Source organism: Pantoea pleuroti, assembly GCF_014156615.1.
Lineage (GTDB): Bacteria > Pseudomonadota > Gammaproteobacteria > Enterobacterales > Enterobacteriaceae > Pantoea > Pantoea agglomerans.
Genome location: NZ_SBFD01000005.1, coordinates 127,067 through 152,788, shown reverse-complemented (window position 1 = coordinate 152,788; position 25,722 = coordinate 127,067). Strand labels below are relative to the sequence as shown.

Below are 25,722 nucleotides of genomic sequence, written 5' to 3'. Positions count from 1 at the left end.
ATGGCAGACTGCCTGATTCACATTATGGGCACTTGTAGACCTGGCCGGTCATTTTGCTGTCGAGTGGCGCAAACGCGGACAACAGGTTCTGCGTCGGACTGGTTGCTCCATAAATCACGTTACCGCCCATCTCCGCTGCGCGATTGCGCAGGTCGTTAGCTGCGCCACGCAGTGCGCTGGTTTCGCCGCCTGCACCGCTCAGCCAGTTGCTCTGTGAGCCGGTAATATTGCCCAGAAGCTGACAGGTATTGCCAGGCTGCTGATCGGTAAACGTCACGCGCTGTCCTGCTGAAGAGAGTTGCGTAGAGCTGCTGCAGCCCGCCAGCAATAACGCGCCAGCCGTCAGTCCGAGCAAGAGGTTAATCCGCATTGTAATCCCCATTTATTATCATCAGAGTCGGGTGGCAGCGTAGCAGAAAAAGGATTTTTCTTTCTGCACATTCATTGCCCTTATCCCGTTATATCGTCTCAATATTTCACGCCGCTTGCAGGCTGGCAAGCGTGCCGATGCTGGTGAATAAAATGAAGCCAGTCGATCAGTCGGCGCAGCCGCAGACAGCGTGACATATCAAGAGGAAAGACGAACGATTGCGCCTTACTTATACTATTTTCCCACCCAAAAGAAAAACCCCCGACCGTTTCCGATCGGGGGTGATGTCAGAGCGTGATGCCCTTAACCGGTGTAGCCATTACGTCGTGCATTTTCGATGCAATCGGCTTTGTTAACGTAGCCCTGACTGGCGGCGCCGGTAATATTGCCGTTGGGCGCCGTTCTTCTCCAGCGCCACTTGTGTGCTTCGTCCTTATAAAATTCCCATTTATCGTGCATTTTTATTTTCCTTAATCTGCTGTTTATCCCTTTCAGAGCGCGCTATTTCGCGCCGGGATCCACGTTAGAGCATCCCGCCCTGACTAAACCATGATGCAGAACATAAAAAAAGTTAATGGGTTTTTCCTGCTGCTGCCAGCATTCAGACGCTGAAAAAGAAAAACCCCCGACCGTTTCCGATCGGGGGTTCTTTGATGACTTAAGCAGTCAACGGCAATTACATCATGCCGCCCATACCGCCCATGCCACCCATACCGCCAGCGCCGCCGCCTAAATCAGGTGCGTCGCCTTTTGGCAGGTCAGTGACCATACATTCGGTTGTGATCATCAGACCCGCAACAGAGGCCGCGTACTGCAGAGCAGAACGGGTCACTTTGGTTGGGTCCAGGATACCGAAGTCGATCATGTTGCCGTACTCTTCAGTCTGCGCGTTGTAACCGTAGTTACCGTCGCCCGCTTTCACGTTGTTAGCGACAACAGATGGCTCTTCACCGGCGTTAGAAACGATCTGACGCAGTGGAGATTCCATCGCGCGCAGCGCAACTTTGATACCGACGTTCTGATCTTCGTTCTGACCACGCAGATCAACCAGCTGTGCTGCCACGCGAACCAGCGCCACACCACCACCAGCAACCACACCTTCTTCTACAGCAGCACGGGTTGCGTGCAGCGCATCTTCAACGCGGGCTTTCTTCTCTTTCATTTCAACTTCAGTTGCTGCGCCTACTTTCAGAACGGCTACGCCGCCTGCCAGTTTCGCTACGCGCTCCTGCAGTTTTTCTTTGTCGTAGTCAGAGGTTGCTTCTTCGATCTGCTGACGAATCTGGGTTACACGGCCCTGAATTGTCGCCTCTTCACCCACACCGTCGATGATGGTGGTGGTATCTTTGTTGATCACAACGCGTTTTGCCTGGCCCAGATCTTCCAGAGCCGCTTTCTCCAGCTCCATACCGATCTCTTCAGAGATTACGGTACCACCGGTCAGGATAGCGATATCCTGCAGCATAGCTTTACGACGGTCGCCGAAGCCTGGTGCTTTAACCGCAGCCACTTTCACGATGCCGCGCATGGTGTTAACCACCAGTGTTGCCAGCGCTTCGCCTTCAACATCTTCCGCGATGATCAGCAGTGGTTTACCGGCTTTCGCAACGGCTTCCAGCACTGGCAGCATTTCACGGATGTTAGAGATTTTCTTGTCAGCCAGCAGGATGAACGGAGATTCCAGTTCAATCGCACCGGTTTCTGGCTTGTTGATGAAGTAAGGTGACAGGTAGCCGCGATCAAACTGCATACCTTCAACCACATCCAGCTCATCCTGCAGGCCGGTGCCTTCTTCAACGGTGATCACGCCTTCTTTACCCACTTTCTCCATCGCCTGAGCAATCAGCTGGCCCACGGTTTCATCGGAGTTAGCAGAGATAGTACCTACCTGCGCAATCGCTTTAGAGTCTGAGCAAGGAACAGACAGCGCTTTCAGTTTCTCAACCGCAGCGATAACAGCCTGGTCAATACCGCGCTTCAGGTCCATCGGGTTCATACCCGCTGCGACCGCTTTCAGGCCTTCGGTGATGATAGACTGTGCCAGTACGGTTGCAGTGGTGGTACCGTCACCCGCAGCGTCGTTCGCTTTAGAGGCAACTTCTTTCACCATCTGCGCGCCCATGTTCTCGAACTTGTCTTCCAGCTCGATTTCACGTGCGACAGAAACACCATCTTTAGTGATGGTCGGTGCACCAAAAGATTTATCCAGAACTACGTTACGGCCTTTAGGACCCAGGGTAACTTTTACTGCGTCTGCCAGTACGTTCACGCCACGCAGCATTTTTACGCGTGCGTCATTACCGAATTTTACGTCTTTAGCTGCCATCTTTAAATATCCCTTAAATTCGTTTCGTTCAGTGAATTACGCGTAAAAATTACGCTTCAACAACGGCCAGAATGTCGCTCTCAGAGATGATAAGCACCTCTTCGTTGTCGATTTTCTCGGTTTTCGCGCCGTAACCTTCGCTGAAGATCACGATGTCGCCAACCTTCACGTCCAGCGGCTTAATGTCGCCACTCTCAAGGATGCGGCCATTGCCGACAGCCAGTACTTCACCACGGGTGGATTTACCGGCTGCGGAACCGGTCAGCACGATGCCGCCAGCTGATTTAGCTTCAACTTCTTTACGCTTGACGATAACGCGATCGTGCAATGGACGAATTTTCATTTGATAGCTCTCCTTTGAGAAGTCCAATCATTCAGTTTTGGGGTTGAACACCGGGCTGCATGGCTTCCGGCCTCGTGACCAGAGAGATAGGGCCGCTGCCACCCACTTTCAAGGGGGCGGACAACAAATTTTTTACCCGCGAGTGATAAGTGATGGCTTTTTGAACAGATAATGGGGCAAATAAAAAACGCAACCCGAAGGTTGCGCCAGTGTGCTGACAAACTCATAACAGGGTGACCCTGGCAGCAACGACTAAGCTCAGGGCGCAGGAAACTGGGTCAGAAGAGGAAAGCGTCCCGCGCCACGGATGGCGCGGGCCGAGCAGTCATGGATGACGATTTTGCGACTTTCCGATCTGACCCTGTTCCCTGAGCGGCTCCGGTCTCACAGTTGACCGGGTCAGTTTTTTCAACAATCTCACGCAACCCGGAGGTTGCACTTTCAGAGGTGACAGTTGCGGTTAACGATCCTTGTGATCGTCATGATGCTCAAGGCGATCGCTGTCTTTACGCTCGAACTCGCCATCCATGGTGTAGCCGCTGTCTGGTCCGGCTCCCGGTCCCCGCCAGACGCGCAGATGAGGCATCAGCTTCAGCGTCAGATGCTTCTGCACCGGTGGCAGCAGCAGCAGCAGGCCCAGCAGGTCGGTAAAGAAACCAGGCAGCAGCAGCAGGAAACCGGCGATGATCAGCGACACGCTTTTGATCATCTCGTTGGCCGGGCTTTCATTACGTGCCAGCTTCTCCTGCATCAGCATAAAGTTTTTCATGCCCTGATTTTTGACCAGCGAGACGCCGATACACGAGGTGAAGACCACCAGCAGCATGGTAAGCAGCACGCCCATGACGTGTGCAACCTGAATGAAGAGGGAAATCTCAATCCAGGCCAGAACGAAAAAGACTAATAACGGTATCCAGCGCACCGTACTCTCCTGTAAGTAGGGGCTGAACGGCAGCGTGCCGGTCAGCAGAAAGCGTTTATCCTGAGGATGATAAGAAAAGAGATGGGCACCCGCGCCGCCATTTTCAACCGATCCTGTCAAATTTATCCTGCGGGGTTAATTTTGTAACCAACTTCACATATCGTTAACCAGGCTGCAGCATTAAGTGATCTGCATGCGTGCTTTTCATATGCATCAGAATATGATCGCACACGCCCCTATGAAGACGGATAATATGTCGGCACGGGTACACCACGACAAAATAAACACATCCTTTGTGATGGTTAGCGGCAACAACAAGAAGGTTATCATGGCGAACAACATTCGTATCGAAGAAGACCTGTTAGGTATGCGCGAAGTTCCGGCGGATGCCTATTATGGCGTTCATACTCTGCGTGCGATTGAGAATTTTTATATCAGCAACAGCAAAATCAGCGACATACCTGAATTTGTCCGCGGCATGGTGATGGTAAAAAAAGCGGCGGCGATGGCCAACAAAGAGCTGCAGACCATTCCGCGCAACATTGCCGATACCATCATTAAGGCCTGCGACGAAGTGCTCAACAATGGCCGCTGCATGGACCAGTTCCCCGTGGATGTTTATCAGGGCGGTGCCGGGACCTCGGTTAACATGAACACCAATGAAGTGCTGGCGAACATCGGCCTGGAGCTGATGGGCCACCAGAAAGGGGAATATCAGTACCTCAACCCCAACGATCATGTGAACAAATGCCAGTCCACCAACGACGCCTACCCAACCGGTTTCCGCATCGCGGTCTACAGCTCGCTACTGAAACTGCTTGATGGCATCAGCCAGCTGGCCGAAGGCTTCCAGCACAAAGCCGATGAGTTCCAGACCATCCTGAAAATGGGCCGCACCCAGTTGCAGGATGCCGTGCCGATGACTCTCGGGCAGGAATTTCACGCCTTCAGCGTACTGCTGAATGAAGAGACCAAAAGCATTCTGCGCACCGCGGAACTGCTGCTGGAAGTGAACCTGGGCGCGACCGCCATCGGCACCCGCCTCAATACGCCGGAAGGTTATCAGCACCTGGCGGTACAGCGTCTGGCGGAAGTCAGCAACCTGCCGGTGGTGCCGGCGGAAGATCTGATTGAAGCGACCTCTGACTGTGGCGCCTATGTGATGGTCCATTCATCGCTGAAACGTCTGGCGGTGAAGCTCTCTAAAATCTGTAACGACCTGCGCCTGCTCTCCTCTGGCCCGCGTGCTGGCCTCAATGAAATCAACCTGCCAGAGCTGCAGGCGGGTTCCTCTATCATGCCCGCCAAGGTCAATCCGGTTGTACCGGAGGTGGTAAACCAGGTCTGCTTCAAAGTGATTGGCAACGACATCACCGTGACGATGGCCTCTGAAGCGGGCCAGTTGCAGCTCAACGTGATGGAGCCGGTGATTGGCCAGGCGCTGTTTGAGTCGATCAGCATTCTGACTAACGCCTGCTACAACCTGCTGGAGAAGTGCATCAACGGCATTACCGCCAACCGCGCGGTGTGCGAAGCCTATGTCTTCAACTCGATTGGTATCGTGACTTACCTCAACCCTTACATCGGCCACCACAACGGCGACATCGTCGGCAAAATCTGTGCGGAAACCGGTAAAAGCGTACGTGAGGTCGTGCTGGAGCGCGGCCTGCTGACGGAAAGTGAGCTGGACGATATCTTCTCGGTGCAGAACCTGATGTACCCGGTTTATAAAGCCAAACGTTATACTGATGAAAACGAACAGTAAGGTTTAACCGACGCTGGTTAACAAAAGGCACACCGCGATCAACACGGTGTGCCTTTTTTTTTGTTAAACAGCACACCCGGCTATTACCGGTTTATCTTTCAGGAGTCATTCATGTTTGTGGTTGAGCTGCTTATCGTCTTGATGGCGATCTGGTTGGGCGCACGTCTTGGCGGCATTGGTATCGGGTTCGCAGGCGGAATGGGCGTGCTGATCCTGACGCTGGGATTTGGCATGACACCCGGCGCTATTCCGTTCGATGTGATTGAAATCATCATGGCGGTGATCGCCGCCATAGCCGCCATGCAGGTGGCGGGCGGGATGGATTATCTGGTGAGCCTGGCGGAACGCCTGCTGCGCCGTCATCCACGCCACGTTACGCTGCTGGCACCGCTGGTGACCTACCTGATGACGCTACTGGCCGGTACCGGACATACCGCGTTCTCAACATTACCGGTGATTGCCGAAGTGGCGAAAGAGCAAGGCGTTCGCCCTTCCCGGCCGCTGTCGATTGCGGTAGTGGCTTCGCAGATCGCGATTACCGCGTCACCCATTTCAGCCGCGGTGGTCTTCTTCGCTACCCTGCTTGAGCCGCGCGGCGTCAGCTATATCACGCTGCTGGCGATTGCCATCCCCTCAACCATGGTGGGCCTCTTCCTGGCGGCTCTGGTGACTAACTTCTTAGGCCGTGAGCTAAAGGATGATGAGGTTTATCAGGCGCGTCTCGCCAAAGGCGAAGTCACGCTGCGTGGCGCCAGCCTCTATCAGGCAAAACCGGGCGCGAAAAAATCGGTGCTGCTGTTTCTGACGGGCATTGTGGCCGTGGTGCTTTATGCCACCGCGACCAGCGCCAGCGTCGGGCTAATCGTCAATCCGCCACTGCCACGCAATGAAGCAATTGTGGTGTTTATGCTGACCATCGCCACGCTGATCAGCCTGACCTGCAAACTCGACACCAGCGAAATTCTCAGCGCCAGCACCTTTAAGTCCGGCATGAGCGCCTGTATCTGCGTGATGGGCGTCGCCTGGCTGGGCGATACCTTTGTGAAGGCACATCTGGCGGAGATTCAGATGCTGGCGGGCGACACGCTGAAAACCTATCCGTGGATGCTGGCGCTGGTGCTGTTCTTCGCCTCGATGCTGCTCTACTCGCAGGCTGCGACCACCAAAGCGCTGATGCCCGCCGCGCTGCTGCTGGGCGTTACGCCGCTTACTGCCATCGCTTCCTTCGCGGCGGTTTCGGCGCTGTTTGTGCTACCGACCTACCCGACCCTGCTGGCCGCCGTAGAGATGGATGACACGGGTTCGACCCGGATTGGCAAGTATGTGTTTAACCACGCCTTTATCATTCCCGGCGTGATCGCCATTGCACTGTCGGTGCTCTCTGGCTTCGTCTTTGGTGGATTGCTGCTTTAGCGCACTCCTCGTGTTACGGATGGAGCGTGCTATCATCGGCGCTCTTTAAAACAGGAGTCACAGGATGAATGCTGTCGTTATCCTCTGCACCGCGCCCGATCAGGCCACGGCGGAGCACCTTGCTGGCTTAGCGCTGGAAGCCAGGCTGGCGGCCTGCGTCACACTGCTGCCGGGCGCCACCTCCTGGTATCTCTGGCAGGGAAAAATGGAGCAGAGTAGCGAAGTCCAGATGCTGCTGAAATGCGACCGCGATCATCAGCAGGCGCTGTGTGATCTGCTCAAAGAAGCTCACCCTTACGATGTGCCCGAACTGCTGGCGCTGCCGGTTCAATATGGAGACAGTGAATACTTGTCATGGCTGCACGCATCTCTCGCTTAATTACGCTTCTGCTGACGCTGTTTATCTGCCTGCAGGCGCACGCTTCACTCTTTTCAAATCCGGCGACCAGTCGCTTTGTGCCGGTCGATCAAGCCTTTACTTTTGACTTCGAGCAGAAGGGCTCGCAGCTCAACCTGCACTGGAAAGTGAAATCGGGTTATTACCTTTATCGCCAGCAGATCCACATCACACCGCAGAACGCGGCCATCGCGCCGTTAACGCTGCCGGCAGGTCAGCCGCATGAAGATGAATTCTTCGGCAAAAGTGAAATCTATCCGCAGGATCTGACGCTGCCGGTGACGCTGCAACAGGCGGCCAGCGGCGCCACGCTCAGTGTGACTTATCAGGGCTGTGCCGCCGCCGGATTCTGTTATCCGCCAGAGACGCGCAGCGTGCCGGTAAGTGCGGTGACCGCCAGCAGCGCACCGCCGCCGGTCAGCGCTCAGCCCGCGCCCGCCAGCCCGCTGCCTTTCTCGCCGCTCTGGGCGCTACTGATTGGTATCGGTGTCGCGTTTACGCCCTGCGTACTGCCGATGTATCCGCTGATCTCCGGCATTATCCTTGGCGGACAGCGCCACTATTCGCTGGGCCGGCTGTTCGCGCTGGCGATGGTCTATGTGCAGGGGATGGCGCTGACCTACACACTGCTGGGAGTGGTCGTCGCGGCAGCGGGTCTGCGCTTCCAGGCCGCGTTGCAGCATCCTTATGTGCTGTTCACGCTCTCACTGCTGTTTATCGTGCTGGCGCTGTCGATGTTCGGCCTGTTTACGCTGCAACTGCCCGCCAGCCTGCAAACCCGCCTGACCCTGTGGAGTAATCGTCAGCAGGGTGGCTCGCTGCCCGGCGTCTTCCTGATGGGCGCGCTGGCGGGTTTGATCTGCTCGCCCTGCACCACAGCGCCGCTCAGCGCCATTCTGCTTTACATCGCGCAGAGCGGAAATCTGTGGGCCGGTGCCGGGACGCTGTGGCTTTATGCGGTCGGAATGGGATTACCGCTGATCGCCGTGACCCTGTTTGGTAACCGGCTGCTGCCGAAAAGCGGCCCGTGGATGCAAACCGTTAAAGAGGGCTTTGGCTTTGTCATCCTGGCGCTGCCGGTCTTCCTGCTGGAGCGGGTGCTGGGCGATGCGTGGGGATTGCGACTCTGGAGCCTGCTCGGCGTCGCGTTCTTTGGCTGGGCGTTCAGCGTCAGCCTGCGCGCCAGCAGCGGTAAGTGGCGCATCGTGCAGATTATCATGCTGGCCGCTGCGCTGATCAGCGCACGCCCGTTGCAGGACTGGGCCTTTGGTGGCCCGGCGGCGCAGCAGAAGGCTGTGGCACCGCTGCCGTTCCATACCATCCAGACGCCGCAGCAGCTCGAAAGCGCGCTGCAGCAGGCCCGCGGCCGCATCACCATGGTCGATCTCTACGCTGACTGGTGCGTCGCCTGTAAAGAGTTTGAAAAATATACCTTTAGTGATAGCGCCGTGCGCGATAGCCTGAATCAGGTACAACTGCTCCAGGCCAACGTCACCGCCAACAACGCCAGTGACAACGCGCTGTTGCAGCATCTTCAGGTGCTGGGCTTACCGACAATTTTGTTCTTTGATGCGCAGGGCCGCGAAATCGCCGGATCGCGCATCACCGGGTTTCTCAATGCCGCCGACTTCCGGGCGCATTTGCAGAAACTTACCCCGTAAACAACACTGGAGTCAGGGCATTGCCCGGTGCATTACCGGGCCTGCATACCAGAGGAGAGTCACTTGCAGCGTGAACAGATACTCGAGCATGCATTGAATGTGCTTGAACAGAACGGCCTCGCCGCCACCCTCTCATTGGAAACCCTGGCGGGTTCCGAATTAACCCGTGACCAGCTTCAGCAGTTCTGGCCCGATCGTGACGCCCTGCTCTACGATGCGCTGCGCTATCACGGGCAGCAGATTGAAACCTGGCGGCGCCAGATCCTGCTGGATGAATCGCTGTCGCCCGACCAGAAGCTGATGGCACGCTATGAGGTCCTGAGTGAGCAGGTCAGCAAAGGACGCTTTCCGGGCTGCCTGTTTATCGCCGCCTGTAGCTTCTACCCGCAGCCCGATCAGCCCATCCATCAACTGGCCGAACAGCAGAAACGCGGCTCATGGCAGTTCACCCACGACATTCTGGTGGAGCAGGCGCTGGATAACCCCAGCATGGTGGCCGATCAGATGGAGCTGATTCTTGAAGGCTGCCTCAGCAAGCTGCTGGTGAAGCGCAATGTGCAGGATGTCGCCACCGCACAGCGGCTGGCGGAGGATGTTTACAGCATCGCGCTGTGCCGTAAAAATGGCGCACTGGCCTGAGGTTTTACCCGCTTTGACTGAAAATCAGGCAATCAGTCACGTTTTCCGGGGTTTTTTAGTGAAAGCCGTTGACGACCCGCGGCCTTTACGGTTTAATGCGCCCCGTTGCCCGAATAGCTCAGTCGGTAGAGCAGGGGATTGAAAATCCCCGTGTCCCTGGTTCGATTCCGGGTTCGGGCACCAAAATTTAAAGAACCCGCCTCTGGCGGGTTTTTGCTTTTGTGGAGCGAACCCGTTATCGAAGGTTCGATACACTCGCCACATCCTGTGGCTCGCCCTCCGGGTCGCGCGATGCAAAAATGCTCCCGGCATTTTCGGGTTCGGGCACCCTATTTAAAATGAACGGACCTCCACGGAGGTCCGTTTTTTTTGCGTCATGTTTATGTCACCTCTACCCTGTTTCGCGCCCTCTTCCGTACAGGTACGCCATTCTGCCGTTGTCCAGCGTCAGGCATGACAGCGACAATCTCTGAACTGCCCCTCAATTCTTCCCCCTCTGCTCGCTTCTCTGAACTTATCAGCTCTGTCAGCGGCCATCCTGGCCTGGATCAGGCGATCACGCTATCTGTCATAGACATTGAGCCTGCTGATTACTCTTTGTCCGGGCCAGCCCCATTTTATCCGATAGTCCGGAATGGTTTTTTTAAAATCATTGCAAACGATCTTTTCTGATCTTTATCAAAGCATATGTTGTGGGCAGCAGAGATAACTTACATCTCTTTCATTGCGATAGACGCACACATAATATACGCCTCAAATGAGAATGAAATCATTCTCCACCCTGATAAATATTATTGCATTTATAAATTTCATTATTTTTATTAAAAATAAAATAACTTATTAACATGGGTATCCAATATACAATACTTATTCTTCAATACTTCGCCTGTATAATAAAAATTCACAGGTTATTTTTTCTTAAAAAAATTATAATGCCCCCATCTTATTATTAAGAGGAGGGCATCACCCCGCATACAGCACAACGCCATAAAAGTAATAAAGAAAAAAATAAATTATATATAAAACCTCAACTGCGATATTTTCGTAAATTTACAATAAAAATATTTCTTATATTTATTGTCAGTCGTTATTTACAAAACACAACAAAGCAAACTCAATAATAAAGGTGATCACATGAAATTGGAGTTTAATAAAAAAGCCCTTCTGGTATTTGGTGTTTCAGCGCTGTTCCCGGTGGGCTCAGCTATGGCGGCAACAACCAGCGGTGGTTCTGTCAATTTTAACGGAAGCGTTGTGACATCAGCCTGCGCCATCAGCGCCAACAGCGCAAACATTGATGTTGATATGGGTGAAGTGCGTACGGTTACGCTGGCCGCTGCAGGCAGTGAAGCAAGCGTGGCTAAAACGTTTTCTATCGCCCTTGAGGATTGCGCAATTGCGGATACCTCAGCATCGACAGAAGAGACACCTATTGCGGCCACCACTGTCGCAGTGACCTTCTCCGGTACGCCTGACAGTAATGATGCCAACAGCCTGGCAGCAGGTGTAAACGGCGGCGCTGCATCAGCGCAGAATGTAGCCATTCGTCTTTATGACGAGCAGGGCAACATCGTGAAACTGGGCGAGGCAGCCACAGCGATTCCACTGCGTAAAGGTGCTAACTCTCTGAACTTCAGCGCTAAATATTATTCGCCAACCGGTGGTGCGACTGCGGGCGATGCCAGTGCAGTTGCCACTTACACCGTAACCTACTCGTAATCATCATGCCCGGTTTAACGACCGGGCATGAATAGACGTTCAGGAGAAAAATAATGCGTTCTTTAAGCTGGGTTTGTCTGGCTGCCACATTGTTTTCATCGGCGGTAAACGCTGGTGGAGTGGGGTTAGGGGCGACACGTATGGTCTACTCCGCTGATGCAAAACAATCAACATTGCAGGTCAGAAATACGCACGCACAGGCCTCGTTTTTAATTCAATCCTGGATGGAAACTGCCAGCGGGGAGCGCACGCAGGATTTCGTTCTTACGCCGCCGCTTTATGTTTTAAAACCAGCAACCGAAAGCGTGGTGAAGATCATCTTTAATGGTCGATCTCTGCCGCAGGATCGCGAATCGCTGTACTGGATGACCGTAAAAGCTATTCCACAACAAATGAAAAACAGTGCTGGCAACTCGCTGCAGTTCGCCTCTGCTAATCGCATTAAGGTATTTTATCGCCCTACGGATCTTCCTGATAACGCTAACGAAGCCTGGAAAAAAATTACCGGTGCATTCAGCGCAGGCAACGTGGTACTGAACAACCCAACTCCCTATTTTGTGACCACCATCAATCTTAAAGTTGACGGTAAGACGGTTGCGCCTGTGATGTTGCCACCTAAATCTAGTGTCACACTAGCGGAGAAATTCAGCCAGGCCACCGCCCTCAGCTTTCAGACTATTAATGACTACGGTGCATGGACACCCGTGAGCCGAACCCCGTTAACCCGTAAATAGACTCTCTGAGGCATAATCGCGTGAAAATGAAAATCGTTTGTGCGGTGGTGGCTTTCCATGCCATGCGGTATACCGCAGCCGCGGAGAGCGATTTACACTTTAACCCCGCCTTCCTTAATGGCGAGAGCGCGTCAGTGGCTGATTTATCCTGGGTTAATACAGGCAGTGCCTTACCGCCAGGCGAATATAATATCAACGTCTATATCAACAAGAATTATGCCTTCACGGGCAACGTCATCTTTGCGGTGGATAAATCCAGCGGGCAGGAGGTCACTGCAGCCTGTCTGACGGCCAGCCAGCTTGATGCGCTTGGCGTCGACATGGCACAGGCAGAGGGTGTCAGCCTGCCGCTGGCAAAACAGTGCTATTTCCTCAGCACACTGTTTCCCGGCAGCAGCGCGGACTATGAGCCGCAAACCCTCACGCTCAACATCACTGTACCGCAGAGCAGGATGCGTAATCTGCCACGCGGCTACGTCAGTCCGGAAAACTGGGAACATGGCATTCATGCCGGGTGGCTGAACTATGTCATTAACGGTTCAAATAATACCTATAAAGGTGAAAACAAAACCCGCGATCAGCAGCTGTTTGCCAGTCTGAACAGCGGCATAAACATTGGCGCATGGCGGCTGCGCGACTATACCACCTGGACCAAAGACACGAATGAGCTGAACCATGTACAGACCTGGCTGCAGCGCGATGTTCCGGCGCTGGGCGCACAGCTTTATGCCGGAGAAACTTACACCTCATCTCAGGTGTTTGACTCCGTCGGTGTCCGCGGGCTGGCGCTTAAAACGGATGACAACATGCTGCCTGCAAGCCTGAGCGGTTACGCGCCCGAAGTTCGGGGGATTGCGCGCAGCAATGCTATCGTCACCGTACGACAGAACGGCAATGTTATTTATCAAACCAGCGTATCGCCCGGGCCATTTGTGCTCAGCGATCTCTATCCCACGTCTTCGGGGGGGGATCTCTCTGTCACTATCAGGGAGAGCGATGGCTACGAAACTCAGTTCAATGTGCCTTTCGCCAGCGTGCCTAATCTGGTCCGCAGCGGCCAGGTTAAATATGCCCTCAGTGCGGGGAAATTCCAGCCGGTCAATAATCAGGCTGCGCCGACATTTGCCCAGGGTGAACTCTTTTATGGCTGGCGATATGGACTGACCTTTTATGGTGGCGCTCAGCTTTCCGAGCGTTATCGCGGGGTTGCAGCGGGCATCGGTCAGAACCTGGGCCGCCTGGGAGCCTATTCACTGGATGTTACCCATGCCCGGAGCCAGCTTGCAGATGATAAGCGCTATACGGGCGACTCCGTACGCCTGCGCTACAGCAAACTGCTCAACGACATCGGGACACGCGTAAATTTCTATTCGCTTCGTTACTCCACACAAGGGTTCTATAACCTCAGCGATACGGCTTATAAAAGAATGAGCGGTGGCAGACCAGAACAGGTCGTGGAAGCGGACGGCACTGTCACCACCCGCTATGAAAATCTCTACGACCTTCGGATGTCACGCAAGGCCAGAAACCAGCTACAGCTCTCGCAGCCGATGGACGAATATGGCTCTTTATCGCTCTCCTGGGATCAGCAAACCTACTGGCATACGTCGAAAACGACACAGGGGATTCAGTTTGCATGGAATACGACATTCCGATCTGCCTCGCTGGGCGTGAGCTTCCAGCGCAGCACCAGTCTGTATGATGACAGTAAAGATAACATTCTGGCCTTGTCGCTCTCGATACCCTTTGGCGATCCCAAAAATTCGACACGCGCACGTTTTTCCACCACTCAGGGGAAATCAGCAGGAACAACCTACAGCAGTGGCGTCAGTGGTTATGTGCCTGGAAAAGATGAACTTTATTACAGCGTAAATCAGCGCTACAACGCACAGAAACAGTATGGCGGCGATGCTGCACTGCAATATAAAGACCATCGGGGCCAGTACAACCTGGGTTACAGCTACGGGCGTGATGCCCGGAATCTCAGCTATGGCATCAGCGGTGGTGCCGTTTTACACGAAGATGGTTTGACGCTGAGCCAGCCGCTGGGCAATACCAATATTCTGATCAAAGCACCCGGAGCCAGCGAGGTTGCGGTTCTTAATCACCGCAGTATTAAAACCGACAGCCGGGGTTATGCCGTCATCCCCTACGCCACGCCCTACCGCGTTAATCGGGTCGGCCTCGACGCCACGACCGCAGGCAGTGATGTGGAACTCGATAATGCCATCATCAGCAAAACACCAACCGACGGCGCGCTGGTGCGAGCCACTATCACTACGCAACAGGGTGCAAAAGCGATGTTTGTCTTACGCCAGAACGGCAAGGAATTACCTTTTGGTACCGTCGTCGCGTTAGCAGACAGCGAAGTCAGCAGCATTGTGGGTGATGGTGGCAGCATCTATTTATCGGGTCTGCCGTTGAAAGGTACGCTTAACGCGGTCTGGGGAAAAGATAACGCGGCCCGTTGTTCTGTTCGCTATCAGCTCAATAAGCAGGATTTTAACGCCCGCACGGGCCTCTATTCTCTGGAGGGAGCATGTCAGTAACAACCCGCCTGGTATGCATCGTACTTCTGTTCGCCTGCACGTGGCCGGTGCGGGGTTACGATGTGCTGGTTTCGGTAAAGGGTAATCTGATCGCCAATACGTGCGTCGTTGCCGCCGACTCGCTGGAGAAAAATGTCCCCCTTGGCGACATCGGTACCAGACAATTAAGTAAAGCGGGTGCGGTAAGCAATATTAAATCTCCGTTCACGCTCACGCTGGAAGCGTGTGGCCCCACCTTTTCTGGCGTAAAGATCCGCTTTAGCGGCACGCCGGATGATATTGATCCGCAACTGATTAAAGTGGCAGAGGGCGGAGCGACAGGCGTGGCAGTGCAAATCCTCGACAAAGATGGCGCGCTTGTCCCACTCGATACCCAGACAACCGCCTATGGTGTGAAGGGGAGTGACAGCGTGCAGATGAATTTTTATGCCCGATTAATCGCCACAACTGCCGAGGTTAATGCTGGCAACGTTTCAGCCATCGCCACCTGGACTACGGAGTATCAATGATGCGTAATTTACTGTTGCTTGCCTGTTTTCATGCCTCGGCCAGCGCGCTGGCTATGGACTGGAAATCAGACATTACGCTCTCACCCCAGCCAATGGAATATTCCGGACCAGCAGACTCCGTGATGCCCGGTGACATTATTGGTTCAACGTGGAGCGCTACGGCCAATGTGGAGGAGGTGTTCTGGTGCGGACTGGTATGGACCTGTTCAAAGGGCACGCTTGAACCCTCCCCCTCGGCTATATCCAGCGGCATGACGGTCACCGTTGATGGTCAAAACTACACAATTTTCGAAACGGGTATACCGGGTATTGGCTACATCATCGGGCTTAAAGATTTTAACGGATCGGAATATGTGCCCTTGCAAACAGGCATCACACAGAGCTATCCGGCCAGCGGTACCAGTGGCTATGCCACAAAGCTGGGCTGGTCAGCAAAAGTGACCTTTATTAAAACGGGAACCGCGTTGAAATCGGGCCTGTATACAACGCCCACTATCCAGGCTGCCATTCTGACGGCCTACAATAATGAAACGAAAACAGCGCAGGTCATTATCAACCCCACCACCATCACGGTGGCCGCCAGCGGCTGTACGGTCAACACCAAAAGTGCGAACGTCGATCTGGGCACGCTGGATATCCGCACACTTTCAACCGTGGGCAGCACCTCACCTTCGGGGACGTTCAACGTCACGCTCACCTGTGATCAGAACATCGCGGTGAATGCGGTCATGACCGACCAGACAACCCCGTCAAACAGTTCATCGGTTGTGACGCTGACGGGCGACTCTACCGCGTCGGGCGTGGGCGTACAGTTTTTCTATAACGGTATCGGTCCCCTGAGCATGGGCCCGGACAGTACGGCTGATGGCACGCTCAATCAGTTCTTTATCCAGACAACCTCATCGGCAAACCAGGTATTGTCACTGCCCTTCCAGGCGCAGTATATCCGTACGGGCGATCTGGTACCCGGAACGGCTAATGCACTGGCGAGTATTACTTTTTCCTATCAGTAATAGATCCATTTTCTGAGCAGATCGACCAGGCAAGGCTGGCTCTCTGAGCCAGCCTGTTTATGACCTGGTCATTGGCAAGAGTGCTTCTCTCTGTACAGCCGGCGTGCAACCCCTCTCGCTTACGCTAAAGACTCGCTTCAGCACGCCACCCACACCGCACCGGCATCCGCCGATTTCACGCACTGCGCGACCCAGCGCACGCCCATTAATCCGGCATGCACGTCGGGATACCAGAAATCCTGCAGGAAGTCGGTGTCACGGCGATCGGTGGCATCCATCGCCAGCGCGAAGCGACGATAGAGATTGGACCAGGCTTCAAATAAACCCTCTGTATGCCCTCCGCCAATGCGGTCCTCTTCCAGTGCCCGCGGGCTTAGATAACCCATGCCGCGCTCCAGAATGCGCACCGGCTCGCCCTGCACCTCATAGCGCAACTGGTTCGGCTGCTCATCCCACCACTCCAGGCTGGCTTTCGATCCGACGACCCGAATCTTCTGCCCGTGCATCGATCCGGCATTCACCGCCGACGCCCATAACGTGCCGACCGCGCCGTTGTCATACTCCATCATCACAAAGGCATTGTCCTCCAGCGGCGCACGCGACGCGACAAAGCTCTGACGCGAACAGAGCAGACGCGTCACTTTCAGCTGTGGCAACATTGTTTCTGCGATAAACAGCGGATGCGTCGCCAGGTCGCCTAACACATAACTCGGGCCGACAAAGCGCGGATCGACCCGCCAGCGGGTGCTTTCACTCTGCAACTCCACCGCCTCATTATGGAAGCCGTGAGCAAACTGCATGTTAACGATGCGGATCTCACCCAGAGCCCCTTCGGCGATCATTTCCCTGGCCTGATGAACCAGCTGATGCCCGGCATAACCGTAGGTGACACCAACAACCTTCTGCTTCTCCCGGCTCAGCTGCTCCAGCTCATCCGCCTCTTCGACCGTAAAACAGAGGGGTTTCTCGCACACCACATGCAGCCCGGCATTTAGCGCCGCCCGGCAAATGGCGAAATGAGTATTATTAGGCGTGGCGACAGACACCGCCTCAATGCCATCTTCACGCGCGGCTTCCCCGGCGAACAGGCTGGCATAATCGGGATAACAGCGGTCCGGTGCCACACCCAGCGCCTGACCAAACTCACGCCCGCGTGCGGCATCAATATCAAACGCCCCCGCCAGCAGCACAAAGTTTCCGTCACGCTGTGCCGCAGAGCGATGGATATACCCAATCTGGCTGGTGCCGCCGCCGCCGATCATGCCCCAGCGCAGTGAGCGATTAGCCGCTTTTTTACCGTTAATCATGCTGTTGTCCTCAGAATCCTGTTGATCGGAGATAGTCCAGGCTGGCTTTAACATCCCGCAGACTGGTGTCGGCATGGCGCGGATCACGCTCCTGTTCGATGGTGATCCAGCCCTGATAGTTACGCTCAGTCAGCAGCGTGCGCACCGCCGGATAGTCGATTGCGCCCTGCCCCAGCGGACACATCACCCCCTGCGCGCAGGCAGTGAAAAAGTCGAGTCCGCGAGAGAGTGCGTCACGCCAGACCCGCTGGTTAACGTCTTTGAAGTGGAGGTAATCGATGCGGGTCCAGTACTGTTGCAGCGAAGCGACCGGATCCATTCCGGCATAATAGAGATGGCCGGTATCCAGGCATAAACCAGCGACCTGATGCGGAATATCACTGACCAGCCGCGCAAGCTCATCGGCAAACTCAATGCAGCCGCCCGCATGCGGATGGATCACCGGCCGCACGCCATACTCCTGCCAGGCAATTTCACTCAGAATGGTGATGTGTCGTATCATGCGCTGCCAGTCGTCAGCGGAGAGCCGTGGCGCTTTTTCTGACTGACCAGCATATTTCGCCCGCTCCGGATTCCCGAAGTCGATGATCACCAGATAAGGCGCGCTGGCACCGGGCGTTCTGGCGGCGGTTGGCACACTGGCCAGCGTACGACACAGGTTGTGGGTCAGCGTGATCAGTTCAGGGAAATGCGCTTCACTGACCAAATCATCAAAAATCGTACCCGCCACCAGCGAAAGCTGATGCGCATTAAGCTGCCGGGTCAGTTCGGCTGCATCGGATGGCAGATAGCCCCAGGGGCCAAGTTCGATACTGGGATAGCCAGCCTGAGCGGCCTCGGTCAGGACTTTCTGCCACGGCGGCAGCCAGGGATTAGCGGGATCGTCCACGCCCCAGCTACAGGGCGCATTAGCAATGTGAAAGGTCATGATATCTGCCTGTGCAGTGAAAACTGCTGGCAGTATCAAATGAAAATTTCATCTCAGACAACAATGAAAGTTTCATTTTTTGATAGAGATCGCGTTTAAATATTCCACAAAATGATAGATTTTTATCAAATAGGCGCTAACCTTTTCTTTTTACAGGTTTTCACGCGTCACGATTTCAAAGGGTACGGTCACCTGTGCAAAATGGTCGCGCTGCTCCATCCGACTGTTGAGACAGGTGGCTATCACCGCCGCAGCCATGACATCAAGACGATGACGCAGCATCAGCGTGATGGTGCCATCAATCAGCGCCAGCTCATCGCCGGGCAACGGACCGTGGCACAGCAGATCGATCTGCCTGCGTCCGCTGTCACGCAGCGCCTGCACCACGCCCTCTATGCCGCCGCAGGGCGCATAAATCATCACCAGATCATCATGGGTCTCCAGCAACTGACGGGTTGCCTGATAGCCGCCGTCACCCGACTCATAAGTCTTTAACGGTTCCAGTACCCGCTGGGTGATACCTGACTCGCGCAGGTAAGAGCGGAAACTGATCTCGCTGCTCTCCTGGCAGGTAAAGCGATGATCGCCCAGCAGCACCCCGACGCATCCCGGCTGACGCAGCAGATGCTGTGCCATCCACGCCGCTGTGCGCCCCGCTTTCTGATTATCAATGCCGACAAACCCCGCATGCTCGCAGGGCGAAAAATCAGAAAACAGCGCGTAAACCCGTACGCCCAGTCGTGACACATCCTGAATCGCGTGACGAATCAGCGGATGATCCAGCGCCACCAGCGCAATCACATCACTGCGCTGTGCCAGCAGACGCAGCGAGTGCGCCACCGCCTCCACTTCGTGAATATCATGCCAGCAAAACTCAGGTTCGCTGCCCTGTGGCTGCTGCGCTTTAAGCTGCTGTTTCAGCATCTCGCCCAGTTGCTGATAAAACGAATAGCGGGCAGGCAGCAGGATAAAACTCACGCGAACTGTTGCTGCGGCAAGGGGTGATGTTGTCCGGATGTGTGCCTGCGTGAGGTGATAGCCCAGCTCGCGGGCCGCAGCCAGCACTTTCTGCTCGGTCACGCTGCGCACCGGCGCGCGGCTATTCAGCACCCGATCCACGGTGGCCACGCCCACGCCCGCCGCCTGCGCAATGGCGGTCATCGTCACTTTTGACATTATCCTTCTCCCTGTTTCTGCTCTCTGTAGCGCTGACTGACGGCTACGCCTTGATATTCTGTTATCTGAGACATCAACACTCTATCGCGACCTGGCCATTTCCTCTCATTTATTTGATAGAAAGTCAGCACCAATCTTGATCGTCCTCGCAAAATGAAACATTCATTTCTTTCTGTATTCTCTTTAAAACGCCCATTTGCTAAAACGGATAAAAATCCTGCGCCGATCGGGTTGATGGGATCACATCATTAAAAGGTTAGAGCGTCGACGGCGGGCTTTCTATAGTGGAGTCCTGAGCAGCACCTGCCTGCACGTACAAAAGGAAAAGTTATGTTCCCTTCAACGCTTCCGCTTCCACGCCTGCCCGTTGCCAGCAAGATACCACAGTTGCGCTGGGGCATTATCGGGCCGGGCTGGATCGCCGACCATTTTGCCGATGCACTGCGCAAGCACACCCACCAGCAGATCACCGCGGTGGCTGCGCGTGACCCGGCAAAAGCACAGGCCTTTGCCGACAAATGGTCAATCAGCCATGCCACGGGCAGTATCGACGTGCTGCTGGCGCGGGAGGATGTTGATGCGGTTTATATCGCTACGCCCCACAACCACCATTTTCCCGATGGTCTGCGCGCCATTGCCGCCGGAAAGCATCTGCTGATTGAAAAGCCGCTGGCGCTGAATGCTCAACAGGCGACTCAGCTTAAACAGGCCGCTGCTGCCGCGAACCTGCTCTGTATGGAGGCGATGTGGTGCAACTTCACACCGAAATATGACGTTATTCGTCAGCTGCTGGAGGATGGTGTACTCGGCGATGTTCACACCCTGATTGCCGATCATGGCGAGTTTTTTACCCCGGATCACCGCATCTTTAACGCCGATCTGGCGGGCGGCCCGATGCTGGATCTGGGTAGCTATCTGGTGGCGCTTAGCGTGTTTGTTGGCGGCGGTGCGCCTGACACGATCGTCGCCCGGGGCCAGCCCGTCCCGGATGGGCGTGTCAACGGTCAGACGTCGATGCTGTTTACCCATCAGCACGGCATGCAGTCGGTGCTGAATACCACCCTGTTCAGCAACACGCCAGGCGGCGCGGTGATCGCCGGACACGAGGCCACGCTGGAACTTTCAGGCCAGTTCTATGCGCCCGGTAACTTCACCCTGACCTCCAGCGATCGGCGTCATCGCCTGCAGTGGCAGGAGCCTGCCAGTCGCTATGAACAGCTCTGTCATGAAATTAACCACTTCGCCTGGTGTATCGGCCAGAACCGGATCGATTCGCCCATCCATTCGCTTGACCAGGCGATTAACACCCTGGCCGCGATGGACAACGTCAGGCAGCAGATTGGCGTGACCTTCAATGAAGAACAGCAACCTTAATGTGCCCGGAGCAGAAAGATGAAAATCGCTTTTGATGTGGATGTGATTAAAGATTTAGGCATCACCCGTATGGTTCATCAGGTGGCCGACTGGGGATACAAATATATCGAACAGTCGCCGCATCCGCAGATCAACCCGTTTTATAAGCATCCTAAAGCCAGCCGTGAAATCATCACCGAGTATAAGAATGCGTTAAGCGCCACCGGGCTGGAGATCTCCTCGTTTATCGTGGTCTATCGCTGGTCCGGCCCGGATGAGCTGCGTCGTCAGGCGGCGGTGAAGAACTGGAAGCGGATGATTGAGATCGCGGTTGAGATGGGTGTGCAGGTGATTAACACCGAACTCTCCGGCACGCCTAACGAGCCGGAAATCTGTGAAGAGATGTTCTATCGTTCCATGGAAGAGCTGCTGCCGATCATCGAACGTGAAGGCATCCGCGTCGAAATCCAGGCGCATCCGTGGGATTTCTGCGAAGAGAATAACGAAACCGTGGATATCGTGAAGTCGTTCCGCAGCGATAACGTGAAGTATATCTACAGCGCGCCACACACTTTCTTTTATGACAAAGGCAAAGGCGATGTGAAGCCGATGCTGGAGTATGCCGGTGACGATCTGTCGCACATGCTGATCGCCGATACCATGAACCATACTAAGCACTGTCGCTACATCGTTAACCCGCCAGGGGTGGATGCCACCATTCACCAGCATGTCGGCGTGGGCGAAGGCGAAGTGGACTTCGACACCCTGTTCAAAACGCTGCGCGACACCGGCTTTGCCACCCGCAGTTATAAAGTCGGCGGTGAACCGATCATCGCGGCGTCTCTGTTTGGCTACCCGGAAAAAATGAAGGTTCAGGCGGTAGAAACCCGCGAACTGATTGAGCGTGAACTGCTGTAACCCTGCCTGCCGTGCAGTCGCTGCTGACTGCACGGCCACCTCCGCTCAGGATAACGAACCACCTGCCTGACACACTTTTATTCACTTTTATCCAGTGCCGCTGCCCGCCTGACATCAGCCCCCTGCAGCACGGCCTTGCGCAGCCAGCAGAGTTAAACCCCCTTTGCAGCACCTGCTACACTCCAGACCAATACCACACCATAAGGCGAACTTTCATTATGTCGGAAAATGCATATCAGCCCGCAAAAGTCTGGACCTGGGACCCTGAAGCCAAAGGTAACGGCGCTAAAACTAATCGTCCGTTCGCTGGTCCCACCCATGAAAAAGCGTTGCCGGTCGGCAAGCATCCTTTACAGCTCTATTCGCTTGGCACGCCTAACGGCCAGAAAGTGACCATCCTGCTGGAAGAGCTGCTGGCGCTTAACGTCAACGATGCGGAATATGATGCCTGGCTGATCCGTATCGGCGAAGGCGATCAGTTCTCCAGCGGTTTTGTCGACATAAACCCGAACTCGAAAATCCCGGCGCTGAGCGACCACTCAGCAACGCCGCCGATTCGGGTATTTGAATCGGGCAATATCCTGCTCTATCTGGCGGAAAAGTATGGCTACTTCCTGCCAAAAGATATCGCTGGCCGCACCGAAACCCTGAACTGGCTCTTCTGGCTGCAGGGTTCAGCGCCTTACCTCGGCGGTGGTTTCGGTCATTTCTATCACTACGCGCCAGAAAAAATTGAGTACGCCATTAACCGCTTCACGCTGGAAGCGAAGCGTCAGCTCGACGTGCTGGATCGTCAGCTGGCAGATAACCGCTATCTGGCCGGTGATGACTACACCATCGCTGATATCGCCACCTGGCCGTGGTACGGCAACATGGTGCTGAATGACCAGTATGGCGGTGCCGAATTCCTGGATGTGCAGTCCTATAAAAATGTGGTGCGCTGGGCGAAAGAGATCGCGCTGCGACCTGCTGTGATTCGTGGCCGCAAGGTCAACCGTGTCATGGGCGACCCGGCCGATCAGCTGCATGAGCGTCATGATGCCGCTGATTTCGATACCGAAACCCAGGATAAAAAAGCTTAAGGAGAGACCTGTGAGTGCATATGTTGTATTTATTCGTGATAACACCCTGAACCAGGACGAAATGGCGATCTATGCCGAGAAAGCGGGCGAGGCTCGCGGCGATCATCAGATCAATCCTCTCGCCTTTTATGGCGAACTGGAAACGCTGGAAGGACAGGAAGCGGAAGGCGTGGTGATTCTGGAATTCGCGAGCCGCGAAGCCGCGCATGCCTGGTATGACAGCCCGGAGTATCAGGCTGCCAAAGCGCACCGTCTGAAAGGCGCTAACTACCGCGTGGTGCTGGTAGAAGGTGTGGCTAAGTAAGGATTCAGGCGGCAGCGATGCCGCCTTTTCTTATTGCAGTGTGATACGCGCCACGCCATCCAGTCCCTGACTGCTGCGATCGTCATTGAAGCCCTGCTTCAGGGTGACGAACAGGGTCTGCCCGTCCGGTGAGACCAGCAGACTGTTGGGATGGCTATCAAATGACCAGCTGTTTTTCACCTCATAGGTGGTGCCATCCAGCTGCAGCACCTTCTTCGATTCGCGCTGGCTGATATAAATCTCATTGCGCTTGCCATTAAACTTAATCCCCAGTGAATCACCCAGATTCAGACGCTTAATGACCTTGCCGCTGCGCTCATCAAACACCAGCGTATTTTTCGCTTTTGAATTATCCGTCACAAACAGGCGACCGGTTGCCGGATCCTCGGCCATATTCAGGAACAGATACTCCTGCCCGTCACCCGCCGTCAGGCGCTGCTCGATTCTGGCACTGCGCGGATTGATCACCAGGATTTCCCCGCTGCCGTTCGCCGCATAAATCCGGTCGCTGACCGGCGAGAAGATGATGCCTGTGACCCACTTCCCGGCATTTTTTATCCGGGTTTTCAGCGTCAGGGTTTTGGCATCAACCACCCAGATCACGCCCGGATCGCCCACGCCGCCGACATAGAGCAGCCCGTCATGCAGAAAGATTTCACGCGTGCCATAGGGCAAGCCTTTCTCGTTTTTCTCGTCAAACATCAGGCGCTTCAGCACCTTACCGTTATCAGGATCGATCTTAGAGATACCGCCATCCAGCGTGTTGGTGGCGTAGAGTGCGCTGCCGTCAGGCGCGCTGATCAGACCAAAGTTTTTCAGGTCGAAATGCCCCGCGCCGGTACTTTGCAGCGTAGAAGCATCAAGACGGTAGATCATGCCGCCGCTAATATCTTTAAATCCCTGCGCGCTGGCGACATAGAGGGCGTTTTTTGCTGGCAGATAGGCCATTTCATACAAACCTTCACCCAGCTCGCGCTGAATCAGGTTATCGGGGCTGGAGGGCTGCATCACCACCGGCGCACTGGCATCCACTTTTTTCGCCGGCATCTGGCACGCCGTCAGGCTGAAGGTGGTCACCATCGCCAGTGTAAGTGCCGCTGTACGCGGGCTGAACAACACTTTCATACTTAACTCCCCTATCTGCCTGCTGCTCCCGGCTGGCCACAACGCAGAGGACAGACAGGAAATAAAAAGAATAAGAATCATACGCAGCCGCTAAAACGCTGTAAACGCAGCGGCACGCTGACGCAACCGAATCAGTTTAATGCGGTATATTTATTGTCCGCAGGCGCCTGGCCGCGCCGGAAACTGCCTTTAAATTCCTGACTAATCAACTGATTGCAGATTGCTCTGCAGAAACGCCACAAATGCGATAATACGCGCCGGAAGCTGACGCTGCGCCTGCCAGACCGCAAAAATATCGCCATCCGGTGCCTGCCAGTCGGGTAACACCGGCAGCAGTTCGCCCGTCGCCAGACTGTGCTGCGCGTCCCACCAGGAACGCAGCAAGATGCCATGCCCATCCATCGCCAGCCGCATCGCCACTTCGCCATCGTTGGTGATCAGACTGCCGCGCACTTTCTGATTGATGCTCTGTTCGCCGCTGGTCAGTCGCCACAGGGTAAAATCGCTGTCGTGCTGGCGCAGTAAAATGCAGTTGTGTTGTGCCAGATCGCGCACTGTCTCCGGCAGACCGTGCCGGGCGGCATAGGCGGGTGAGCAGCAGAGAATGCGCGGATTGGTACGCAGTTTGCGCGCCACCAGCCGTGAGTCGGGCGGTTCCCCGACGCGGATATCAATATCCATGTGGGCATCAAGAAAATTAAGTGGCTGGCTGCTGAGCTGCAGCGAAAGCGAGAGTTCCGGGTGCAGCGCGGCAAAAGCCGAAACGCAGGACGCAATATGCCGACGGCCAAAACCAAATGAGGCGTTGATGTTAAGTGTGCCGCGCAGCTGGGCGGTCTCGCCGCTGACCGCCTCTTCCAGCGCCGCCAGCTGATCCAGCAACGGACGCGCGCCCGCCAGATAGCGGCGGCCTTCCGGCGTCAGCTCCAGTCGTCGCGTGGTGCGGCGCAGGAGTTGCACACCAAGCCGCTGCTCCAGCTGGCTCAGACGTTTGCTGACCGCCGCCAGTGACAGTCCCAGTTCGCGCGCTGCCGCAGTCAGGCTATCCAGCGCAGCCAGGCGAACAAAGAAGGCTAAATCATCGGTGGAGGTGCGGGATTCTCTACTTTTATTCAACACTGGATTGCCTTTCAGGCTCATTATTTCCCCGTAAGCGACAGTTATACTGC

The 25,722-nt window shown here is 55.0% G+C and carries 24 protein-coding genes and 1 tRNA gene; 15 read left to right on the top strand and 10 right to left on the bottom strand.

Features of this window, described 5'->3' with window-relative positions; all coding sequences use genetic code 11:
• Nucleotides 1–22: 22 nt before the first annotated feature.
• The 5 genes from EPG66_RS13815 to EPG66_RS13795 all read right to left on the bottom strand — a co-directional run bounded on the left by EPG66_RS13815 (nt 23) and on the right by EPG66_RS13795 (nt 3,961).
• Nucleotides 23–370: a DUF4156 domain-containing protein gene (locus EPG66_RS13815; RefSeq protein ID WP_010251983.1), complete on the bottom strand. Its 348-nt coding sequence runs from the start codon at nt 368–370 to the stop codon at nt 23–25.
• A gap of 303 nt (nt 371–673) precedes the next feature.
• Nucleotides 674–829 (bottom strand): YegP family protein, encoded by a 156-nt coding sequence (locus EPG66_RS13810; protein ID WP_010251985.1) that lies wholly within the window; start codon nt 827–829, stop codon nt 674–676.
• A gap of 217 nt (nt 830–1,046) precedes the next feature.
• On the bottom strand, nt 1,047–2,696 hold the full coding sequence (gene groL / locus EPG66_RS13805) for a chaperonin GroEL (RefSeq protein ID WP_010251987.1): 1,650 nt from the start codon (nt 2,694–2,696) through the stop codon (nt 1,047–1,049).
• A gap of 49 nt (nt 2,697–2,745) precedes the next feature.
• Entirely contained in the window at nt 2,746–3,039 is a 294-nt protein-coding gene (locus tag EPG66_RS13800; RefSeq protein WP_010251990.1) for a co-chaperone GroES, read from the bottom strand.
• A gap of 460 nt (nt 3,040–3,499) precedes the next feature.
• Nucleotides 3,500–3,961: an FxsA family protein gene (locus tag EPG66_RS13795; protein ID WP_010251992.1), complete on the bottom strand. Its 462-nt coding sequence runs from the start codon at nt 3,959–3,961 to the stop codon at nt 3,500–3,502.
• Between the two features lie 328 nt (nt 3,962–4,289).
• Here EPG66_RS13795 and aspA point away from each other — a divergent pair, with 328 nt between their 5' ends.
• From aspA to EPG66_RS13740, 11 genes are all read left to right on the top strand, one after another.
• Complete coding sequence (gene aspA, locus EPG66_RS13790) at nt 4,290–5,726, top strand: aspartate ammonia-lyase (RefSeq protein ID WP_010251996.1); 1,437 nt, start codon at nt 4,290–4,292, stop codon at nt 5,724–5,726.
• A 111-nt stretch (nt 5,727–5,837) separates the two neighbouring features.
• The gene (locus EPG66_RS13785) at nt 5,838–7,139 is read left to right on the top strand and encodes an anaerobic C4-dicarboxylate transporter (protein WP_031591989.1); all 1,302 of its coding nucleotides are present in this window, start codon (nt 5,838–5,840) and stop codon (nt 7,137–7,139) included.
• Between the two features lie 64 nt (nt 7,140–7,203).
• The gene (cutA, locus tag EPG66_RS13780) at nt 7,204–7,518 is read left to right on the top strand and encodes a divalent cation tolerance protein CutA (protein ID WP_031591988.1); all 315 of its coding nucleotides are present in this window, start codon (nt 7,204–7,206) and stop codon (nt 7,516–7,518) included.
• Nucleotides 7,494–9,197 (top strand): protein-disulfide reductase DsbD, encoded by a 1,704-nt coding sequence (locus EPG66_RS13775; RefSeq protein ID WP_182687240.1) that lies wholly within the window; start codon nt 7,494–7,496, stop codon nt 9,195–9,197. Before cutA ends, EPG66_RS13775 begins: the two co-directional genes overlap by 25 nt.
• Before the next feature lie 63 nt (nt 9,198–9,260).
• Nucleotides 9,261–9,836: a division control transcriptional repressor DicD gene (gene dicD, locus EPG66_RS13770; RefSeq protein WP_064704942.1), complete on the top strand. Its 576-nt coding sequence runs from the start codon at nt 9,261–9,263 to the stop codon at nt 9,834–9,836.
• 107 nt (nt 9,837–9,943) lie between these two features.
• Nucleotides 9,944–10,019 (top strand) — tRNA-Phe (locus tag EPG66_RS13765).
• 951 nt (nt 10,020–10,970) lie between these two features.
• On the top strand, nt 10,971–11,555 hold the full coding sequence (locus EPG66_RS13760) for a fimbrial protein (protein ID WP_182687238.1): 585 nt from the start codon (nt 10,971–10,973) through the stop codon (nt 11,553–11,555).
• A 53-nt stretch (nt 11,556–11,608) separates the two neighbouring features.
• Nucleotides 11,609–12,289 carry a fimbrial biogenesis chaperone gene (locus EPG66_RS13755; RefSeq protein WP_143789813.1) on the top strand — a complete coding sequence of 227 codons (681 nt, stop codon included), beginning with the start codon at nt 11,609–11,611 and terminating at the stop codon, nt 12,287–12,289.
• Nucleotides 12,290–12,309: 20 nt separating this feature from the next.
• Entirely contained in the window at nt 12,310–14,838 is a 2,529-nt protein-coding gene (locus tag EPG66_RS13750; RefSeq protein ID WP_182687236.1) for a fimbria/pilus outer membrane usher protein, read from the top strand.
• Nucleotides 14,829–15,347, top strand: a complete 519-nt coding sequence (locus EPG66_RS13745; RefSeq protein WP_083070338.1) for a fimbrial protein — start codon at nt 14,829–14,831, stop codon at nt 15,345–15,347. Before EPG66_RS13750 ends, EPG66_RS13745 begins: the two co-directional genes overlap by 10 nt.
• Entirely contained in the window at nt 15,344–16,360 is a 1,017-nt protein-coding gene (locus EPG66_RS13740; RefSeq protein WP_182687234.1) for a fimbrial protein, read from the top strand. The genes EPG66_RS13745 and EPG66_RS13740 overlap by 4 nt, the downstream gene beginning before the upstream one ends.
• Nucleotides 16,361–16,497: 137 nt before the next feature.
• Here the strand turns inward: EPG66_RS13740 and EPG66_RS13735 are convergent, their stop codons facing one another.
• From EPG66_RS13735 to EPG66_RS13725, 3 genes are all read right to left on the bottom strand, one after another.
• Nucleotides 16,498–17,667 carry a Gfo/Idh/MocA family protein gene (locus EPG66_RS13735; RefSeq protein ID WP_069025664.1) on the bottom strand — a complete coding sequence of 390 codons (1,170 nt, stop codon included), beginning with the start codon at nt 17,665–17,667 and terminating at the stop codon, nt 16,498–16,500.
• A 10-nt stretch (nt 17,668–17,677) separates the two neighbouring features.
• Complete coding sequence (locus EPG66_RS13730) at nt 17,678–18,595, bottom strand: TIM barrel protein (RefSeq protein WP_115759069.1); 918 nt, start codon at nt 18,593–18,595, stop codon at nt 17,678–17,680.
• 150 nt (nt 18,596–18,745) lie between these two features.
• Entirely contained in the window at nt 18,746–19,771 is a 1,026-nt protein-coding gene (locus EPG66_RS13725) for a LacI family DNA-binding transcriptional regulator (RefSeq protein WP_069025662.1), read from the bottom strand.
• A gap of 330 nt (nt 19,772–20,101) precedes the next feature.
• On the opposite strand from EPG66_RS13725, the gene EPG66_RS13720 reads away from it, so the two are divergent.
• The 4 genes from EPG66_RS13720 to EPG66_RS13705 all read left to right on the top strand — a co-directional run bounded on the left by EPG66_RS13720 (nt 20,102) and on the right by EPG66_RS13705 (nt 23,428).
• Nucleotides 20,102–21,145 (top strand): Gfo/Idh/MocA family protein, encoded by a 1,044-nt coding sequence (locus EPG66_RS13720; RefSeq protein WP_182687232.1) that lies wholly within the window; start codon nt 20,102–20,104, stop codon nt 21,143–21,145.
• 18 nt (nt 21,146–21,163) lie between these two features.
• Complete coding sequence (locus EPG66_RS13715) at nt 21,164–22,042, top strand: sugar phosphate isomerase/epimerase family protein (RefSeq protein ID WP_031593622.1); 879 nt, start codon at nt 21,164–21,166, stop codon at nt 22,040–22,042.
• Nucleotides 22,043–22,260: 218 nt separating this feature from the next.
• Nucleotides 22,261–23,124 (top strand): glutathione-dependent disulfide-bond oxidoreductase, encoded by an 864-nt coding sequence (gene yghU, locus EPG66_RS13710; protein ID WP_031593621.1) that lies wholly within the window; start codon nt 22,261–22,263, stop codon nt 23,122–23,124.
• 10 nt (nt 23,125–23,134) lie between these two features.
• Entirely contained in the window at nt 23,135–23,428 is a 294-nt protein-coding gene (locus EPG66_RS13705; protein WP_010252030.1) for a DUF1330 domain-containing protein, read from the top strand.
• A gap of 30 nt (nt 23,429–23,458) precedes the next feature.
• Here the strand turns inward: EPG66_RS13705 and EPG66_RS13700 are convergent, their stop codons facing one another.
• A complete protein-coding gene (locus tag EPG66_RS13700; RefSeq protein ID WP_163658350.1) occupies nt 23,459–24,553 on the bottom strand; it encodes a YncE family protein in 1,095 nt (364 codons plus the stop codon).
• A 201-nt stretch (nt 24,554–24,754) separates the two neighbouring features.
• Nucleotides 24,755–25,693 carry a LysR family transcriptional regulator gene (locus EPG66_RS13695; protein ID WP_083070345.1) on the bottom strand — a complete coding sequence of 313 codons (939 nt, stop codon included), beginning with the start codon at nt 25,691–25,693 and terminating at the stop codon, nt 24,755–24,757.
• Between the last annotated feature and the right edge of the window lie 29 nt (nt 25,694–25,722).

Coding starts and splice junctions, on each gene's coding strand:
- EPG66_RS13740 (WP_182687234.1), top strand. CDS start 15,344: ATGATGCGTAATTTACTGTTGCTTGCCTGTTTTCATGCCTCGGCCAGC.
- EPG66_RS13800 (WP_010251990.1), bottom strand. CDS start 3,039: ATGAAAATTCGTCCATTGCACGATCGCGTTATCGTCAAGCGTAAAGAA.
- EPG66_RS13785 (WP_031591989.1), top strand. CDS start 5,838: ATGTTTGTGGTTGAGCTGCTTATCGTCTTGATGGCGATCTGGTTGGGC.
- EPG66_RS13760 (WP_182687238.1), top strand. CDS start 10,971: ATGAAATTGGAGTTTAATAAAAAAGCCCTTCTGGTATTTGGTGTTTCA.
- EPG66_RS13720 (WP_182687232.1), top strand. CDS start 20,102: ATGTTCCCTTCAACGCTTCCGCTTCCACGCCTGCCCGTTGCCAGCAAG.
- EPG66_RS13730 (WP_115759069.1), bottom strand. CDS start 18,595: ATGACCTTTCACATTGCTAATGCGCCCTGTAGCTGGGGCGTGGACGAT.
- yghU (WP_031593621.1), top strand. CDS start 22,261: ATGTCGGAAAATGCATATCAGCCCGCAAAAGTCTGGACCTGGGACCCT.
- EPG66_RS13695 (WP_083070345.1), bottom strand. CDS start 25,693: ATGAGCCTGAAAGGCAATCCAGTGTTGAATAAAAGTAGAGAATCCCGC.
- EPG66_RS13715 (WP_031593622.1), top strand. CDS start 21,164: ATGAAAATCGCTTTTGATGTGGATGTGATTAAAGATTTAGGCATCACC.
- EPG66_RS13810 (WP_010251985.1), bottom strand. CDS start 829: ATGCACGATAAATGGGAATTTTATAAGGACGAAGCACACAAGTGGCGC.
- EPG66_RS13755 (WP_143789813.1), top strand. CDS start 11,609: ATGCGTTCTTTAAGCTGGGTTTGTCTGGCTGCCACATTGTTTTCATCG.
- EPG66_RS13735 (WP_069025664.1), bottom strand. CDS start 17,667: ATGATTAACGGTAAAAAAGCGGCTAATCGCTCACTGCGCTGGGGCATG.
- EPG66_RS13745 (WP_083070338.1), top strand. CDS start 14,829: ATGTCAGTAACAACCCGCCTGGTATGCATCGTACTTCTGTTCGCCTGC.
- EPG66_RS13815 (WP_010251983.1), bottom strand. CDS start 370: ATGCGGATTAACCTCTTGCTCGGACTGACGGCTGGCGCGTTATTGCTG.
- EPG66_RS13775 (WP_182687240.1), top strand. CDS start 7,494: ATGGCTGCACGCATCTCTCGCTTAATTACGCTTCTGCTGACGCTGTTT.
- aspA (WP_010251996.1), top strand. CDS start 4,290: ATGGCGAACAACATTCGTATCGAAGAAGACCTGTTAGGTATGCGCGAA.
- cutA (WP_031591988.1), top strand. CDS start 7,204: ATGAATGCTGTCGTTATCCTCTGCACCGCGCCCGATCAGGCCACGGCG.
- EPG66_RS13725 (WP_069025662.1), bottom strand. CDS start 19,771: ATGTCAAAAGTGACGATGACCGCCATTGCGCAGGCGGCGGGCGTGGGC.
- EPG66_RS13700 (WP_163658350.1), bottom strand. CDS start 24,553: ATGAAAGTGTTGTTCAGCCCGCGTACAGCGGCACTTACACTGGCGATG.
- groL (WP_010251987.1), bottom strand. CDS start 2,696: ATGGCAGCTAAAGACGTAAAATTCGGTAATGACGCACGCGTAAAAATG.